This window comes from Halorubrum xinjiangense, from assembly GCF_049604745.1.
GTDB classification, from domain to species: Archaea; Halobacteriota; Halobacteria; order Halobacteriales; family Haloferacaceae; genus Halorubrum; species Halorubrum xinjiangense_A.
Window position 1 is genome coordinate 2813835 of the sequence record NZ_CP187140.1, and the last position, 16354, is coordinate 2830188.

At 67.1% G+C, this 16354-nt stretch carries 17 protein-coding genes; 12 read left to right on the forward strand and 5 right to left on the reverse strand.

Going from position 1 to position 16354, the window contains the following annotated elements; genetic code table 11:
- The first annotated feature begins 107 nt into the window (after window positions 1-107).
- Together purL and ACOZ35_RS15310 are read left to right on the forward strand one after the other, a co-directional pair.
- Window positions 108-2369, forward strand: a complete 2262-nt coding sequence (purL, locus tag ACOZ35_RS15305; RefSeq protein ID WP_424014367.1) for a phosphoribosylformylglycinamidine synthase subunit PurL — start codon at window positions 108-110, stop codon at window positions 2367-2369.
- A 160-nt stretch (window positions 2370-2529) separates the two neighbouring features.
- Window positions 2530-3717 (forward strand): ABC transporter ATP-binding protein, encoded by a 1188-nt coding sequence (locus ACOZ35_RS15310; protein ID WP_424014368.1) that lies wholly within the window; start codon window positions 2530-2532, stop codon window positions 3715-3717.
- A 53-nt stretch (window positions 3718-3770) separates the two neighbouring features.
- On the opposite strand, the gene ACOZ35_RS15315 is transcribed toward ACOZ35_RS15310, so the two are convergent.
- Window positions 3771-3920: a DUF7550 family protein gene (locus ACOZ35_RS15315; protein WP_188127972.1), complete on the reverse strand. Its 150-nt coding sequence runs from the start codon at window positions 3918-3920 to the stop codon at window positions 3771-3773.
- A gap of 215 nt (window positions 3921-4135) precedes the next feature.
- Between ACOZ35_RS15315 and ACOZ35_RS15320 the strand changes: the two genes are divergently transcribed.
- Genes ACOZ35_RS15320 through ACOZ35_RS15335 form a run of 4 tightly spaced genes read left to right on the forward strand, consistent with a single transcriptional unit; the run spans window position 4136 to window position 6838 of the window.
- Entirely contained in the window at window positions 4136-5848 is a 1713-nt protein-coding gene (locus ACOZ35_RS15320) for an L-lactate permease (protein WP_424014369.1), read from the forward strand.
- Window positions 5849-5908: 60 nt separating this feature from the next.
- Window positions 5909-6199 carry a ribbon-helix-helix protein, CopG family gene (locus ACOZ35_RS15325; RefSeq protein ID WP_424014370.1) on the forward strand — a complete coding sequence of 97 codons (291 nt, stop codon included), beginning with the start codon at window positions 5909-5911 and terminating at the stop codon, window positions 6197-6199.
- Window positions 6186-6473 (forward strand): type II toxin-antitoxin system RelE family toxin, encoded by a 288-nt coding sequence (locus ACOZ35_RS15330; RefSeq protein ID WP_424014371.1) that lies wholly within the window; start codon window positions 6186-6188, stop codon window positions 6471-6473. Before ACOZ35_RS15325 ends, ACOZ35_RS15330 begins: the two co-directional genes overlap by 14 nt.
- 17 nt (window positions 6474-6490) lie before the next feature.
- Complete coding sequence (locus ACOZ35_RS15335) at window positions 6491-6838, forward strand: hypothetical protein (RefSeq protein WP_424014372.1); 348 nt, start codon at window positions 6491-6493, stop codon at window positions 6836-6838.
- A gap of 90 nt (window positions 6839-6928) precedes the next feature.
- Here ACOZ35_RS15335 and ACOZ35_RS15340 read toward each other — a convergent pair whose 3' ends face one another.
- From ACOZ35_RS15340 to ACOZ35_RS15355, 4 genes are all read right to left on the reverse strand, one after another.
- The gene (locus ACOZ35_RS15340; RefSeq protein ID WP_424014373.1) at window positions 6929-7447 is read right to left on the reverse strand and encodes a DUF3368 domain-containing protein; all 519 of its coding nucleotides are present in this window, start codon (window positions 7445-7447) and stop codon (window positions 6929-6931) included.
- On the reverse strand, window positions 7444-7734 hold the full coding sequence (locus tag ACOZ35_RS15345) for a UPF0175 family protein (RefSeq protein WP_424014374.1): 291 nt from the start codon (window positions 7732-7734) through the stop codon (window positions 7444-7446). The genes ACOZ35_RS15340 and ACOZ35_RS15345 overlap by 4 nt, the downstream gene beginning before the upstream one ends.
- 108 nt (window positions 7735-7842) lie before the next feature.
- Window positions 7843-8604 carry a hypothetical protein gene (locus ACOZ35_RS15350; RefSeq protein ID WP_424014375.1) on the reverse strand — a complete coding sequence of 254 codons (762 nt, stop codon included), beginning with the start codon at window positions 8602-8604 and terminating at the stop codon, window positions 7843-7845.
- A 154-nt stretch (window positions 8605-8758) separates the two neighbouring features.
- Window positions 8759-9340, reverse strand: a complete 582-nt coding sequence (locus ACOZ35_RS15355; protein ID WP_424016083.1) for a DUF7344 domain-containing protein — start codon at window positions 9338-9340, stop codon at window positions 8759-8761.
- A 464-nt stretch (window positions 9341-9804) separates the two neighbouring features.
- Between ACOZ35_RS15355 and ACOZ35_RS15360 the strand changes: the two genes are divergently transcribed.
- From ACOZ35_RS15360 to ACOZ35_RS15385, 6 genes are all read left to right on the forward strand, one after another.
- Window positions 9805-10494, forward strand: coding sequence for a hypothetical protein (locus tag ACOZ35_RS15360; protein WP_424014376.1), 690 nt, complete (start codon window positions 9805-9807; stop codon window positions 10492-10494).
- A 9-nt stretch (window positions 10495-10503) separates the two neighbouring features.
- Window positions 10504-11067, forward strand: coding sequence for a hypothetical protein (locus tag ACOZ35_RS15365; RefSeq protein WP_424014377.1), 564 nt, complete (start codon window positions 10504-10506; stop codon window positions 11065-11067).
- A gap of 171 nt (window positions 11068-11238) precedes the next feature.
- Entirely contained in the window at window positions 11239-12768 is a 1530-nt protein-coding gene (locus tag ACOZ35_RS15370) for a CARDB domain-containing protein (protein WP_424014378.1), read from the forward strand.
- A 112-nt stretch (window positions 12769-12880) separates the two neighbouring features.
- Window positions 12881-13777 carry a hypothetical protein gene (locus ACOZ35_RS15375; protein ID WP_424014379.1) on the forward strand — a complete coding sequence of 299 codons (897 nt, stop codon included), beginning with the start codon at window positions 12881-12883 and terminating at the stop codon, window positions 13775-13777.
- 195 nt (window positions 13778-13972) lie between these two features.
- A complete protein-coding gene (locus ACOZ35_RS15380) occupies window positions 13973-15136 on the forward strand; it encodes a signal peptidase I (protein ID WP_424014380.1) in 1164 nt (387 codons plus the stop codon).
- A gap of 3 nt (window positions 15137-15139) precedes the next feature.
- Window positions 15140-16348 (forward strand): DUF5305 domain-containing protein, encoded by a 1209-nt coding sequence (locus ACOZ35_RS15385; protein WP_424014381.1) that lies wholly within the window; start codon window positions 15140-15142, stop codon window positions 16346-16348.
- Window positions 16349-16354 lie beyond the last annotated feature (6 nt).

Genomic DNA, 16354 nt, shown 5'->3' on the forward strand with positions numbered 1-16354 from the left:
CACCTTGGTCGTCTCGTTTCGCGTCGGTGTCGGCGTCGCGGTCGCCGAATACACACGAACGTGCGTATAGAAAAGCATTAGAACCGGCTCGGTAACCACGTAAGTGAATGAGTCTGTCCGATGCGGACCACGAGCTCGTGACCGCGGAGCTCGGTCGGGAGCCGACGGCGGCCGAGGCCGCGCTGTTCGAGAACCTCTGGAGCGAGCACTGCGCGTACCGCTCCTCGCGGCCCCTGCTGTCGGCGTTCGACAGCGAGGGCGACCAGGTCGTGGTCGGCCCCGGCGACGACGCCGCGGTCCTCGCGCTGCCGGATCCGGAGGCGGCGGACGCGCCCGCGGCCGAGCGCGACGCCGACGACTACGGCGACACCTACGTCACCTTCGGCGTCGAGAGCCACAACCACCCCTCCTTCGTCGACCCGTTCGACGGCGCAGCCACCGGCGTCGGCGGCATCGTCCGCGACACGATGAGCATGGGCGCGTACCCGATCGGCCTCCTCGACTCGCTGTACTTCGGGGGCTTCGACCGCGAGCGCTCCCGGTACCTCTTCGAGGGCGTCGTCGAGGGCATCTCCCACTACGGTAACTGTATCGGCGTCCCCACGGTCGGCGGCAGCGTCGCCTTCCACGGCGGCTACGAGGGAAACCCCCTCGTCAACGTCGCCTGCGTCGGCGTCACGAACGAGGACCGACTCGTCACGGCCACCGCGCAGGAGCCGGGCAACAAGCTGGTCCTCGTCGGCAACGGCACCGGCCGCGACGGGCTCGGGGGCGCCTCCTTCGCCTCGGAGGATCTCGCCGAGGACGCCGAGACCGAGGACCGCCCCGCGGTCCAGGTCGGCGACCCTTACGCCGAGAAGCGCCTGATCGAGTGTAACGAGGCCCTCGTGGACGAGGACCTCGTCTTGTCCGCCCGTGACCTCGGCGCGGCCGGCCTCGGCGGCGCCTCCTCGGAGCTCGTCGCGAAGGGCGGGCTCGGCGCCCGGATCGACCTCGACAGCGTCCACCAGCGCGAGCCGAACATGAACGCGATGGAGATTCTGCTCGCCGAGAGCCAGGAGCGGATGTGCTACGAGGTCGCGCCCGACGACGTCGACCGCGTCGCCGAGCTCGCTGACCGGTTCGATCTCGGCTGCTCCGTCATCGGCGAGGTGACCGACGGGAACTACGTCTGCGAGTTCGCGGGCAACGCGGACGGCGAGGGCGAAGGAGAATCCGAGGTCGTCGTCGACGCCGACGCCGAGTTCCTCGCGGACGGCGCCCCGATGAACGACCTCGCGAGCGAGCCGCCGAGCGAGCCCGAGCGCGACCTCCCGGACGACGAGCCCCCGCTCGACGAGGCGGTCGCGGCCGTCCTCGGAGCTCCGTCGACCGCGAGCAAGCGCTGGGTGTACCGCCAGTACGACCACGAGGTCGGGACGCGGACGGCCGTGAAGCCCGGCGACGACGCCGCGCTGCTCGCGGTCCGCGAGACGGAGGGCGAGAACGCCTCCGCCGACAACGATTCCGCCGACGGCGTCGGCCTCGCGCTCGCCTCCGGCGCCAACCCCAAGTGGACCGCGGTCGCGCCGTACGAGGGCGCCCGCGCGGTCGCCTTAGAGAACGCGACGAACCTCGCCGCGACCGGCGCTGTCCCGCTCGCCGCGGTCGACTGCCTCAACGGCGGCAACCCGGAGAAGCCGGACGTGTACGGCGCGTTCAAGGGGATCGTCGACGGCCTCGCGGACGCCTGTTCGGCGCTCGACGCGCCCGTCGTCGGCGGCAACGTCTCGCTGTACAACGACAGCGTCGAGGGGCCGATCCCGCCGACGCCGACGCTCGCGGTGTTAGGCACGACGCGGGGGTACGACGCGCCGCCCGCCGCGCTCGACGCCGACCGCGCGACCGACTCCGAACTCCTGCTCGTCGGCGCCGGCGGCGACGCGCTCGGCGGCTCCGAGTACCTCGCGCACGCCGGCGGGAGCGACCGCTTCCCGACGCTGCCCGACGAGTCCGGCGCGGCCGACGACCTCGGCGACCTCGTCGCGTCGCTGGCCGCGGCCGCGCGCCACGAGTCGACGCTCGCGGCCCACGACGTGAGCGAGGGCGGGCTGGCGGTCGCGCTCGCCGAGCTGGTGACCGACGACGCGGGCGTCGACGCGACCCTCCCCGACCGCGTCGCGGCCTTCGACGAGACGCCCGGGCGCCTTCTCGTCCAGACGACCGACCCCGAGGCGGTCGCGGCCGAGGTCGGCGACCTCCCGGTCTTCCGGCTCGACGAGGTGACGACGGACGGCACCCTCTCGCTCACCGTCGGCGACGAGTCGGTCGCGCTCTCGGCCGACGCGGTCCGCGATCACCGTGACGTGATCGACCGCGAGCTCGCCTGAACCGGCGCGACGCGGTGGGCGAGCGGCGAGCCACACACGCTGACTCCCCGCGATCACCCTATTTCGACGCCGCGAGAGCGAGCGATACGCTTTTAGGTACTCCTAAAGTATGTGGCGGCAACCGCGGGTTGCCGGTCCGCCCGGCGCCCGCCACTCACTGATGGCATCCACGGAACCAGTCGGCACGACGCGCTCGGTCGAGTCGGACGACGCGACGGCCGAGGGATCGGAGGACTCGGCGGCCGAACACCGGGCGAGCGCCGCCGCCGCCGACGAGTCGAACGCCGCCGCGGACCCCGTCCTGTCGCTGTCGGACGTCACGAAGGCGTTCGGCCCCGAGACCGCCGTCGACGACGTCTCGCTCGACGTCCGCTCCGGCGAACTGCTGACGTTCCTCGGCCCCTCCGGGTGCGGCAAGACGACGACGCTCCGCACCATCGCGGGCCTCGAAGAGCCCACGGAGGGGGAGATCGCGCTTGGCGACGAGGTGGTCGCCGGCGACGGGTCGTTCGTCCCGCCGGAGCAGCGCGACGTGGGCATCGTCTTCCAGAACTTCGCCTTATTCCCACACCTCACCGTCCGCGAGAACATCGCGTTCGGACTCACGGACGCCGACGCCGCGGAGAGCGAGGCGCGCGTCGACGAGCTGCTCGAACTGGTCGAGATGACCGACCACGGCGAGAAGACGCCCGACCAGCTCTCTGGCGGGCAGAAGCAGCGCGTCGCGCTCGCCCGCTCGCTCGCGCCCGAGCCCGAGGTGCTCCTCCTCGACGAGCCGTTCTCGAACCTCGACGTGCGCCTCCGCGTGGAGATGCGCGAGGAGGTGCGCCGCATCCTGAAGGAGGCGGGTGTCACCGCGATTTCGGTGACCCACGACCAGGAGGAGGCGCTCTCCATCTCCGACCGCGTCGCCGTGATGAACGACGGGACGATCGAGCAGGTGGGCCGCCCCGAGTCCGTCTTCGAGCGGCCCGAGTCGAAGTTCGTCGCCTCCTTCCTCGGCCGGGCGTCGTTCCTCGAGGGCGAGCTCCGCGACGGGAAGGTCGACACCGGGATCGGCCGCTTCGACGCCGTGACGCTGGAGGGGTACGACACCGTCTACGACGGCGCGCCCGTCGACGTCTTGGTCCGGCCCGACGACCTCCGTGCGACGCCCGCGAGCCCCGAACTCGCCGACGGCGTCGTCACCTCGCGGCAGTACGTCGGCCCCTCGTTCGTCTACCGGGTCGAACTCGACTCGGGCGAGGCGGTCCACTGCCTCCACAACCACGTCGAGGAGTTCGACCTCGACGAGCCCGTCTCCTTGGAGCTCACCGCGGACCACCCGCTCGCCTGGTACCCGCGATAATCGCGCCGCGGCTGTCGGATCGCGTGTAATTCAGAAATCGCCGAGCAGCGGCCTTAAAAGGTAGCGAGGAACGGGACCGCGTACGCGATCAGCAGGCCGACGAGCGTGACGGCCGCGCCGATACCGACCTCGCGACTGCCGAACTCTTGCATCGGGGCGGTCACGCGTGCGTCCGGGTCGGGCTCGTGCGAGTGGTCGTCCATGCTCGCGGATCCGGTCGGGGGACACATAAGCCCACCTGTACCCGGCGGAGACCACGCCCGTCGCCGCGGCCCTGAAGTGATCCTCTCGATTGACGGGTCACTGGTCACAGCACACACCGCGTTCCGGCGTCCCAATCGCGGTGGATAATCTCAGTCAAAAAGAAAATTACATATGGTCCGTTGCGGGACGGAAACATACAGCCAAGGAACATACCATGACAAGTGTCCTCACTCTGGCGTTCGTCGGCGTGATCCCGATCGCCGTCGCGTTCATCCTGCTCGCCGGACTCAGGTGGTCCGCCGCCCGCGCGATGGGGGTCGGGTGGCTGCTCGCGGGCGGGATCGGGATCACCTATTGGCGCATGGAGCTCGACTGGCTGATCGCGTCGGCCGTCTACGGCGCGTTCCAGGCGGTCGACATCATCCTCATCGTCTTCGGCGCCATCCTCCTGATGAACTACCTCGAGGGGAGCGGTGCCATCGCCACCATCCGGTGGTACTTCGGACAGATCGAGGAGGACAGACGCATTCAGGTGCTGCTCATCGGGCTCGGTTTCATGACGATCATCGAGGGCGCGGCCGGGTTCGGGACGCCGGGCGCGCTCGCCGCGCCGCTTTTCATCGGTCTCGGCTTCCCGCCGCTGGCCGCCGCGGTGTTCGGCCTGTTCTTCAACGCGCCGAACCCGCCGTTCGGCGCAGCCGGGACCCCGGTCATCGGCGGGACCGGTGCGGTCATCGAACCGGCGCTGTCCGGCTCGGTGAGCGTCTCCGAGTTCCTCTCGATGGTCTCCGCGTGGTCCGGCATCGTCACGGGGGTGACCTACGTGTTCTGGGGCCTGCTCGGCGTGTTCTTCCTGACGTACTGGTTCGGCGACGCCGACGGCGGCCGGAGCGTCGGCGGCGCCGTCCGCGACACGCTTCCGATCGCCCCGTTCGCGCTCCTGCTCGGCGCCGTCACCGGCGGGACGCAACTGGCGATCGCGTGGGTCGTCGGCCCCGCGCTCCCCGACATCGCGGCCGGGTTTGTCGTCCTCGGCGTCGGGCTCCTGCTCGCGAACAACAACATCCTCGTCCCCGACCGCGAGTGGGACTTCCCGAGCGACTCGCGCTGGAGCGACACCTGGCTCGGCGGGCTCGAACTCGACGAGATCTCCCGGGACCAGCCGAAAAAGGAGATGTCGGTGCTGCTGGCGTGGACGCCGTACCTGCTCGTCGCGGTCGCGCTGCTCGTCACGCGGTGGCCGGACCTTACCCTCGCCGGGACCGAGGTGCTCGCGTGGATCCAGAGCTTCTCCGTCAGCATCGACTCGATCCTCGGCACGGAGCTCGGCTACACGCTCCAGTACCTCTACCTCCCGGGGACGATGCCGTTCATCCCGATCGCCGTCCTCACGGGGCTCATCCACAAGATGGACCTCGACGAGATGGGGGCGGCGTGGCGGCGCTCGGTCGAGCAGGTCGCGCCCGCCGCGCTCACGCTGATCATCGCGGTGTCGATGACGCAGGTGATGATCCAGTCGCAGACGAACACTGCGGACCTCCTCGGGATGATGGAGGCGCTGAGCCGGGCGCTCGCGATCGGCGCGGGCGGCCTGCTCCCGATGATCTCGCCGTGGATCGGCGCCATCGGCTCGTTCATGACCGGGAGCAACACCTCCTCGAACATCCTCTTCAGCGTGCTCCAGTACAACGCCGCCGAGACGGTCGAGCTCTCCCGGACGATCGTCGTCAGCCTCCAGAACGTCGGCGGCGGCCTCGGCAACATGGTCTCGGTGCTCAACGTCGCCGCCATCTGCGGCGTCGTCGGTATCACCGGCCGCGAGGGCGACCTGCTTCGCAAGGCGATCGTCCCGATGGCGCTGTTCGCGCTGTTCGCCGGGCTGTTCGGGATGCTCCTGAGCTACGTCCTCGTCCCCGGGCTGTTCTGACCCCGCGACGGGTCGGTTCGGGGGCGGTGCTTTATGTGACCGTTGACGCAATACACACGTATGTCTGAAACGGGTACGAACGACCCCGACGTCGACGACCCCGAGACGACGACGATCAACGTCCGCGTCACCGAGCGCCAGCTGGCGGAGATCGACGCGGCCTGGAAGGAAGAGGGCTACACGTCTCGGAGCGAGTTCCTCCGGCACGCGATCCGGGACGCGACGGAGCATCCGGGCGCGTCACGCGATATGCTGGCGAGCATCGCCGCCGAGGAGTACGCGATGCGAAAGGGTGAGACCGAGGCCGTCTCTCGCGACGAGGTTCTCGAGCTGATCGATGACGAGGAGTAACGACTGGACGTGGGAGTTTCGACCGCCTGCTGCGAGAACGTTCGAGGGGCTCGACGCGCCGATACAGCAGCGGATCGTCTCCAAGCTCGACGACATCGTGACCGACGAGTGGCGGGACCCACCAGAGTATATCGAACCCCTCTCCGGCGTTCCGCACGGGAAGATCCGTATCGGTGACTTTCGCCTCGGCGCCGATGCTGAACGCGATCGAGAGGTCGTGGTGATCTACGACATCGAGCATCGATCGGGCGCGTATCGCCCGGGCGACGACTGAGCGCCGATTCGAACGTAATGACCGACTCACAAACACCTGAGGAGAACTCGTCCGATGCCGATGACAGTCTGGACGGACCGCCCCTCTACGAGCTGGTGATGCAGTGGGCCGAGTACATCAAAGCACAGCCGCCGGAGGTGTGGGGACCACAGCAGAACGCCGTCGTGAACGGACAGATCGAGAGCGCGCAGGCGGTCGACGTGAGCGCCGAGGACAGAAAGCGGATTCGGGAGTTCGCGGACGAGACGTTGCGGGCGGAAGGTGAGACCGATGAAAAAATAACAACGAGGAGTAGATCGACACCCGAACTCAGCCGTAGAGTATCTCGTCGATCTCTGCTTCGTCGGTCGCGACCCCGGAACTGACCCGACCACGCCGCATTCGTTCCTTTTCTTCCTCTGATAGAGGGAGCGACGATGCCATATCGGTGTCTCTCTCACGAGCCCTCATAGTCGTTACTCGAACGACTCCAATTTCCCGACGATCTTCGCGTACACGTCCGGCGCCACGTACCAGCCGTGATCGATCATCGCGTCGATGGTGTCACGCCCCTCCGCTTTCGACAGCTCTCCGTCCTTCACCGCGGCGAGGACGAGGTACGCGGTCCCGCGCGTCTCGACGTCCTCGACCGCGGCCGCGGAGCGCCCGGCGGACTCGTCCATCACGGCGACCGTGTCGCGGGCGTCCGCACAGGCGAGTACCGCGACGTCGGCGTCGCTCAACCCCGGATGCCGATCCAGCCGCGTCGCGACCGGAGAGCCGTCGAGGTCGACCTCGACGACGTCGAGGCGCCCGTCCTCGACGGCGCGCTCGATCCGGCGCGCGTCGTCGTACCCCCGTTCGACGCCGGTCGTCACGACCTCGCGGTAGACGGCCTTCGGAACGACTCGCGGTTCGTCCAGCGTCTCGATCACGTTGAGCCGCTCCGCCTTCGCGAGGTAGATCAGCGGCGTCGCGTCGAAGACCCAGCTCACAGCTCGTCGAGGTCGGCTTCGAGGTGATCGGACGAGACCCACGCGTCGTTCGCGTCCTCGACGAGGTCGGCGAACTCCCAGACGGAGAGACCGGCGAGCTCCGCGGCCTTCGTGAGCGATACCTCACCGTCGGCGAACCGTTCGAGCGCGCGCTCGGTGCGCCACGCTTCGAGGCCTTCGGAGAGGAGCTTTCGGACCGCCGTGCTCCGGTCGAGGCGTTCCGATTCGAGGTACGCCTCGAGTTCTGCTTCGAGGTCCTCGGGGACGCGCGTGGAGATCGTAGGCATACTGTTTGCTATGTGTACGATGTATTCATAGGTTTCGGCGGCCGCTAACAAGTCGTATAAGCGGTTTGAACCCACGCACACGGCCGGAATACTACCTCAAGAACGAGACTATCCGCCGAACGGATCGGTTTTTGTGTCGTCTGTAGCGACCGTGTTTCCGGTACTGTCGTCCGAACTATCCGGCTTCACGAAGACGCCCTCGATCCCTTCTATCTCGATACCGGCGATTGTTCCTTCCGGACCGCCGTCGAAGTCCTCGATACCGAGGTTCTCGTTCACCAGCACGTACTCGAAGCCGTCGCTAGATGTCACGTTACCGTCGTCGTCCTCGCAGTACAATTTCGCGCTAACGACGCCGTCAACGCCGCTGTTGCCTCTGCTCTCTCCGGTGAGTATCCGAAGATTTCCGCTCTTCCCCGGGAACTTGACTTTCGTGACACGCTCGGTGACGTCCCTCGGTCGAAGCGTGAACTCTCTGGTCTTATCGACGCTCGCGCCGCCGGCCTCGCCCGCGAACGACAGGGCGAACGACCCCCCACCCGCCTCGTCGAAATCGATCCGTACGTGAGCCTCGTTCCCGGGGCCGAGTTCGCCCTGATCGCTCTCGTCGTCTACGTCGATATCACTCTCTCCGCCCGTCCCGTCTACGAACGTTATCGGTCCCTCAGCCTCAATTTCGCCGATTGCGCCGTCCGCCGAGTTCAGCGTCACCGTCAGGTCGAGGCGATCGGCGAACTGGTTTTTGATCTGAACCGCGTCCACCTCTTCGTCGACCGCTATTCCGAGATACGCGTTCTCGTCCTCCACGACGTTCACCTCCACGCCGCGCTCGGCCTCGACGCTACTGAACGCGCCGGTGCCGACGCTCATCGCGCCGGAGCTCGCGCCGCCGAGCAGCAGGATGAGGTTTCGTCGTTTCATTTGCGATGGGATCGCACGGTTCGGTTACGCGACACAACGCGCCCCGACCCTAAGGTTATGCGGCGCCGGAACCCCTGACAGGCGCCGCTTGAAACCGCACGCCCTACGTCAGTTCCGGGGGTTCCTCGGGTTCGCCGACCTTCATCTCCGCGGTGTAGTACTTGTGCGTGATCGCGGAGAACGCGAACGCGACGACGATGGCGAGCATCCACGCCATGTCGGGCAACAGGGCGAACGGCCACGCGCCGAGCCACACCGCGCCGGTGAGCGCGACGGCGACGCCCGACAGCCCGAGGTAGTAGGTGCTCCACGGGATCTCCTTCCCCTCGACGACGTCCATGTACAAGTCGACGTTCTGGAGCGCGGGCGTCGGCTCGACGATCCCGCGGTCCTTGTTGAAGTCGACCACGCCCGCGTCGTCCATCTTCGGCAGGTGCGACTGCTGGAGCGCGGTGTACACGCGCTTGCGCTCGTTGCCCGTGATCTCGGCCGTGTCGATCCCGTTCTCCCAGGCCGCGATCTGCTCGGCCATGTCGCCGATCTCGATCCGCTCCCGCTCCTCCCGCTTCAGCAGATGGACCGCGAATCGTCGCCGCTGGTTCGCCAGCACGTCGAACAGTTCGTCTTCGGACACCTCCGTCGCCGGTTCTACTTCTCCCCCGTCAAGCTGCCCTGCCGACGCCATTTCTGTCTGACACATATGAATACGCCAACATAAAACCCGTGGTCGTGATACTTTACGGAAGTTTCTCGGAGTTCAAAAACAGGTGGTGGCCGATCGCTCAAACACTCGAAAACAGGAATCTAACTGTCTTATGGCGTATTTTTCGAATTGGTTAGTACATTGTAAATCCGATTAGTCGGGCGAATTTATCAGATTATGTATCGTTTAACGGTCGATCGGCGTCGTTCAGGCCGCCACTGAACCGATGGAAATCCGTCTTCAGGCGTCGATTGAACCGGGGCGGCCGTGGTTCAGGCGGGGGCGGAACCGATCGGCCGGATGTTCAGTCCCACCCGGAAGTGTTTCTGGAAATTCATAACGATATGGGATAGGCCCCATGGGTGAAGTAGAGCGACCCCGGGTGACGCGGGATGTCCCGCGTCGGCGGCCCGCGGGTCGTGTGCGGACAACGAGGTTACACAACTATGGCAAACCGACGCAAGTTCCTCGCCGGAATCGGCGCATTGGCTTCAGGTAGCGCGGCTGCGGTTGGTACGGGTGCGTTCACGAGTGTTGAAGCGAACCGTTCGGTCACTATTTCGACCGCGGCCGATAACGACGCTCTACTCCAATTCACCTCGAACAGCAATAGGAACGGAGAGTATGCGTCAACGGACGGTAATCAGGCGACTGTTGACTTCAGTACTCTCACCACTTCGAAAGGCGCAACTGGTGTGAATGAGGATTCGCTAACAACGATCTACGACATCTTTTCTGTCAGAAACCAGGGTACACAGGATGTCCTCGTCTACGTCGATCCGGCGTCGTTGGAAGACGACAACGCTTTCGACAAAACTACACCAAACGGGCTATATCTCGATCCACAGTTCAGCGACATGCCGAACAGCGATGACCCAAGTCTCAAAACGCTTGGGAACGGAGAAAAGTACGGCAGTCTGACCGGAATCGGGGGCTCTGTCGAAAGCTTTGAGCAGGACCTTCGGGAAGATAACTCTGAGGTTCCGTACAGCCCAGATACGTTTATCCTCGGGCCTGGTGACAACTTCGACCTCGGGCTGTATATCAAGACCGATGGCGCGGTCGACGATGTTGAGGTCGGCTTTGAGATCATCGCGGATGCTACCCTCGCCAAGCTGGTCAACGACGACAGCTAACGTAGACAAATGAAGCGACGCACCGTTATCGCCGGTTTCGGTGGGGCTGCGGCAAGCGTCCTCGCCGTAGGTTCAGGTGCGTTCACGACGGTTAGTGCGGAGCGAACAGTTACGATCGAAACTGCCGATGACGACGAAGCCCTATTAGCGCTTTCAGACCGCGGTGACAGTGGGGATGGGTTCAGTGGACGAAGTTGGAGTGATGGAGACACAGTCTCGTTTAGTTTCCCCGGAACGGGGAGACGGATCAGTAACCCGGACCTCGGTCTCGGAGTCGACTCGGTGTACGAATTCAGTCGAGACAGCGGAGACGATGCCGAAGCCGGTTTAGCACGTATCGAAAATAGAGGGACGCAACCGGTGGCGGTCTACTCGAAGCAGAACACCGACTCCGGTCTGGAGATCGAACTCTTCGATGTCGATAGCACTGAGAACACAGCGCTCCGAGACGATCCGGCTGAACTTACTGTCGGGGACTTCGTTGATGTAGGGTTTCGTATTCGAACTCACGACGCGGAAATCGGTGACTTCAGCGAGACGCTGACCATCATCGCTGATCTGCCCGACACGTAGTCGGGCATCTCTCGGTTTACATGTACCAGTATTTAATATAGAAATAATATTATTTATTTTATATAGGTATTCCCTAGATAGGGGGATTTCCCGATTCAATCAATCCCTTCAGTGTTTTCAAGTACGGTATAATTATACTCCCGTGTCTCATTCCATCCATAGAACCAACATATGTCAACTACCCGTCGCACCCTGACCCTCGCCCTCCTCCTCGTAGCCGCAGGGTCCCTCGCGTTCGCCACGGGTGCGGCGGTGGTCGACGGCCCGGCTGACACCGTCGCCGACGGCGACCTCGCGATCCAGCCGGCCGACGGCCCGAACGGGAAATACGCCTACTTGAACGACGACGACGAGATCGCGATCGACGTCTCGGCGTCGAACCCGAACATCAAGGACCCCTCCTTCGAGGGTGTGAACGTCGGAACGACCGGGACGATCGACGACGTGTTCACGGTCACGTACACGGCCGACGAGTACGCGCACGTCTGGATCGACTACGCAAGCGAGAACGTCACCTTCGTCGCCGACGGCGACTCGATCGAGGGCGAGGCGAACAACGTCACGCTCGCGCCGAACGAGACCGTCACGGTCGGCCTCGAACTCGACACGCGCGGGAAGGCCGCCGGGACGCAGCTGGGCGCCGACGAGTTCTCGATCGAGGCGAGGATCGCGGAGCCGGACGAGGTCGGGGGAACGGGCGCGTCGACACAGCAGACCGGCGACGGCGGCCCGACCACGACGGTCACTTCGCCGAGCGCGGACCGCCGCGAGTTCGTCGCGAGCGGCATCGGGCGCGGCGAGGGGGTCCGGTTCCTCGCCGAGGGAATGGAACTCGCCGGCGACGACGTGACGCTCGAAGGGATCGACTTGGAAGGCGTCCGGAACGAGCGCGTCGAACTGAACGCCGCGGGGAGTCCGGACCCCTTCGCGAACGAGAGCGCGCTGACCGCGCCGACGCGCCCGCGCCCGGTCGGGTACCTCTCGCTCGACTACGACTTCGCGCCCGACGCGGTCGACGCGACGACGATCCGGTTCAGCGCGGACCCGGCGTACCTCAACGAGACCGGGACCGACCCCGAGGACGTGACGCTCTACCGGCAGACGGACGCGGGCGACTGGGAGGAGGTGTCGGTCGAGATCGTCGACGAGGAGGTCGTCGATATCCTCGGACTCCCCGAGGACCGCGTCCACTTCCGCGCGACGACCGACCTGTCGTCGACGTTCGCGGTCGCGGCGCACGCCCCCCGGTACGACGTGACCGAGGCGACGCTCTCTCCCGAGGCGATCGAGCCCGGCGAGAACGTCACGGTCCGGACGACCCTGCGGAACGGAGGCGGCGCGGCGGGCGAGCGTGCGGTGACGCTGACGGCAAACGGCACCCCGATCGCGAACGAGACGGTGACGCTCGAACCGAACGAGACGGCGACGGTCGCGTTCGACTCGACCTTCGAGACCGCCGGCGCCTACGACCTCGCGGTCGACGGGACCGCCGTCGGGACGCTGCTCGTCGGCGACCCAGCGAGCGACGATGCGGGGGGATCGGGCGACGAGTCGAATGTCGGCACTGACGAGTCCGCCACTGTTACCGGGCCCCCGGAAGAGCCGTTCGGGATCGAATTCATCCAGCTCGGCGGGCTGCTCGCCGCCCTCGCGATCGCCGCGGCCACCGTCGTGCTGTTCCGCCGGATGCCGCGCTCGTGAGCCGCGCGGCCTCCGGGCGACCGCCGTCTCGGTCGGCGAGCGACGCTCGCCGATCGGCGCTCCCGAGGCGCGCCCCGACAGTTCTTAACCGCTGGTCGACATCTTTCTGTCCGTGACGACGCCCGCGACAGACGAGCGCGACCCCGCCGACGCCGCCGACCGGCACGCGGACCGCGCGTTCCGCCACGAACTGCTCGCGAGCGTCCGAACGATCGACCTGCTCGCCCTACTCGCGGTACCGGCGGTCCTGCTCGCGGTCTTCGCGCTGCCGGAAGCGACCCGGCGCTCGCTCGCGTTCGCCTACACTGACCCGACGCTGCTGTCGGCGTTCACGGCCCACTACGTCCACCTCGGCGCCGACCACCTCCTCGGGAACCTCGTCGGGTACGGGCTCCTCGCCGGGGTCGGCTACGCGCTCGCGGTTCTGAGCGGGCGCCGGCGCCTCTTTTTCACGGCGCTCGCGGCCTTCCTCCTCGCCTTCCCGTTCGCGCTCTCCGCGCTGAACCTCGCCGTCCCGCGGGACGCGATCGGCTTCGGGTTCTCCGGCGTCAACATGGCGTTCGCCGGACTGCTCCCGATCCTGTGGTACTGCTACGCCCGCGAGCGGTTCGCGCCTGCGGCGTCGATCGCCGCGCTGCCCGCGGTCTTCTTCGCGCTCGTCGGGTGGATCGCGCTCCTCGCGCTGCCCGTCTCGACCGAGGGTATCGGGCTGGCTGGGCTGGCCATCGGGATCGCGGGCGCGCTCCTCGCGCTGCTGTACGCGGCCAGCAGCGGGGTGCGGCCCCCGCGGTCGGTCCGAGCCCGCGCGAAGTCGGTCGCGTCGCGTCCGGGCTACGGCGACCTGCTCGCCGTCGGCGCGGTTGTGGCCGTCGGCTACCCGGTCGTCGGGTTCCCTGCCGACCCCGCCGGCGACGGCAGCGTCGTGAACCTCTACGTCCACTTCCTGGGGTTCTGTCTCGGCTTTATCGGCCCCTTCGCGCTGCTCGCGGGCGGCGCCTTCGACGAGTGAGTCCACCGGCGACCCCCGGATTCGCCTCCACCCACGAACTTATTAGGGCCCGCCGCCGTTCAGCGATCGACGGCTACCTGACGCTCGGGCGACAGGAACCGCTTCGCCGCGGTGGCCGCCCCGGATCGCCGCTGTCCCGAGAACGCCGCTGCCCCGAAAACGTCGCCGACCCGATACCGACCCGAGACCGACACCATGTCCATCAAACGAACGCTGTCCGTGGCCCTTCAGGCGGCCGCGGTGCTGGTCGTCGTCTCGCTCGTCGTCGGCCAGTTCCTCGGACAGCCGATCCTCCTCAGCTACGTCGAGACCGGGAGCATGCAGCCGACGCTTGCCCCCGGCGACGGGTTCGTGGCGATCCCCGCACAGCTCGCCGGCGGGATCGGCCCGGGCGACGTCGTGACGTTCGAGGCCCAGGAGATCCAGGGCGGCGGCCTCACGACCCACCGAGTCGTCGAGGAGACCGAACGCGGGTACATCACCCGCGGGGACAACAACCCCTTCACCGATCAGGACGGCGGTGAGCCGGTCGTTCAGGACGCGCAGATCGTCGCGAAGGCGCTCCAGATCGGCGGTGGCGTCGTCGTGATCCCCCACCTGGGAACCGCCGCCATGGGCTTCCAGTCCGCGTTACAGTCCCTCCAGACGTGGCTCGCGGTCACGTTCGGCGTCCGCTCGTTCCAGGGGACACAGGGGCTCGCGTACATCGTCTTCGGGCTGTCGATGGTCGCGTACGCGGTCGACTGGTACCTCAACGCCGGCTCGCGCGACCGCGAGTCGCGCGACCGCTCCCGTGACGACGGCACCTCCGTGTTCGCGATCCTCGGCGTGCTCGCGCTGGTGCTGATGGCGACGGCCACCGCCGCGATGGTCGTCCCGGCCGGAACGCAGGAGTACGGCGTCGTGAGCGCCGAGTTCGAGTCGGAGAACCCGACCGTCATCGAGAGCGGCACGAGCCAGGAGCTCGAGTACGTCGTCCCCAACGCCGGACTCGTCCCGGTGTACGCGTACGTCACGCCGGCCAGCCCGGGCGTCGACGTCGACCCGCAGCGGCTCTCGGTGGCGAGCCGCGGCGAGGCGTCGACGACGGTGACGCTGTCGGCGCCCGACGAGACGGGGTACTACCGCCTGTTCGTCGCTGAACACCGCTACCTCGCCGTGCTGCCGCCCGGGGTCGTCGACGAGCTGTACGGGGTCCACCCGTGGGCGCCGCTCGTCGCGATAAACGGCCTGCTCGGCGGTGGCATCGTCGCGATCGGACTGCTGCTGTTGCGCGGCGAGCCCGCCCGGATCCGGTCGCGCGGCTCCCGCGAGCGCCCCCCGCTCTACAAGCGACTCCTCCGCGAGTTCTACAGGTGACACATGTCCGAAGACGCTCCCAACGAACGCCGACTCCGACTCCGCGCCGTCCTGAACGCACAGTCCACCGCGATCCTCGTCGTCTGTCTCCTCCTCGTCGCGGTCGGGGCGGGGCTCGCGTACACGACGCACGTCGACCCCGGCACGGAGACGGAGAGCCGGACGGTCTCGTCGCTCACCGTCGAGAGCGAGTACCGCCACAGCGCGACGGTGACGGAGCCGAACGCGGTCTTCGAGACCGGCAGGGTGCTCGACGGGCGCGACACGTACTTCACGCGGGTCGCGCCGGAGCTCGACGTGGACGTGGCGACGAGCTACGCGGCGTCGACCGCCGAGAACGTGACCGTCGAGGTGGACTCCGTACTCGTGATCCGGAACGTCGGCGAGGAGGGGACCGTCTACTGGAGCGAGACGGAGCCGCTCGCATCGGAGACGGTCTCGAACGTCCCGCCCGGCGAGACGGTGAACGCCTCGTTCGCGCTCAACAGCACGGCGATAGACGAGCGGGTGGCGTCGATCGAAGAAGAGCTCGGCGCATCCCCCGGCGAGACGGAGACGTTCGTCACGACCGAGGTGGCCGTCGACGGGTCGATCGGCGGCGTCCCGACGGCGTCGACGCAGACACTCGACATGACGGTCACCCACGGCGGCGACACCTACTCCGTCGACGAGCCCGGCGTCCAGTCCGACACGACCGACCGAAGCGAACAGGTGACCGTCGAGCGCGAGTACGGCGTGCTCCGGTCGTTCGGCGGGCCGCTCCTCTTGCTCGTCGGCCTCGTCGGCGCCGGCGGGATCGGGTATGCGACGCGGGAGTACGACCTCGCGCTCACGCCGGCGGAGCGCGAGTACCTCTCGTACCGCGACGACCGCTCGGAGTTCGCGGAGTGGATCACGACGTTCCGGCTCCCGGCGTCGGTCCACGAGCGCCCGACCGCCGAGGCGGAGTCGCTTCGCGACCTCGTCGACTTCGCGATAGACAACGACACCGGCGTCGTGGAGGACCCCGAGACCGGCGCGTTCCACGCGGTCGCCGGCGAGTTCGTCTACACCTACCGCCCGCCAGCGCCGACGACCGCGGACGACGAGACCGGTGCTACCGACATCGACGTGCCCGAGGAGGCGGACGCCCGGGAGTCGGACTCCCGACCGACGGGAGATGACGCGGACGGACCGGACGAACAGGACGAACAGGACGAGGATAGGTCCTGACCCGCT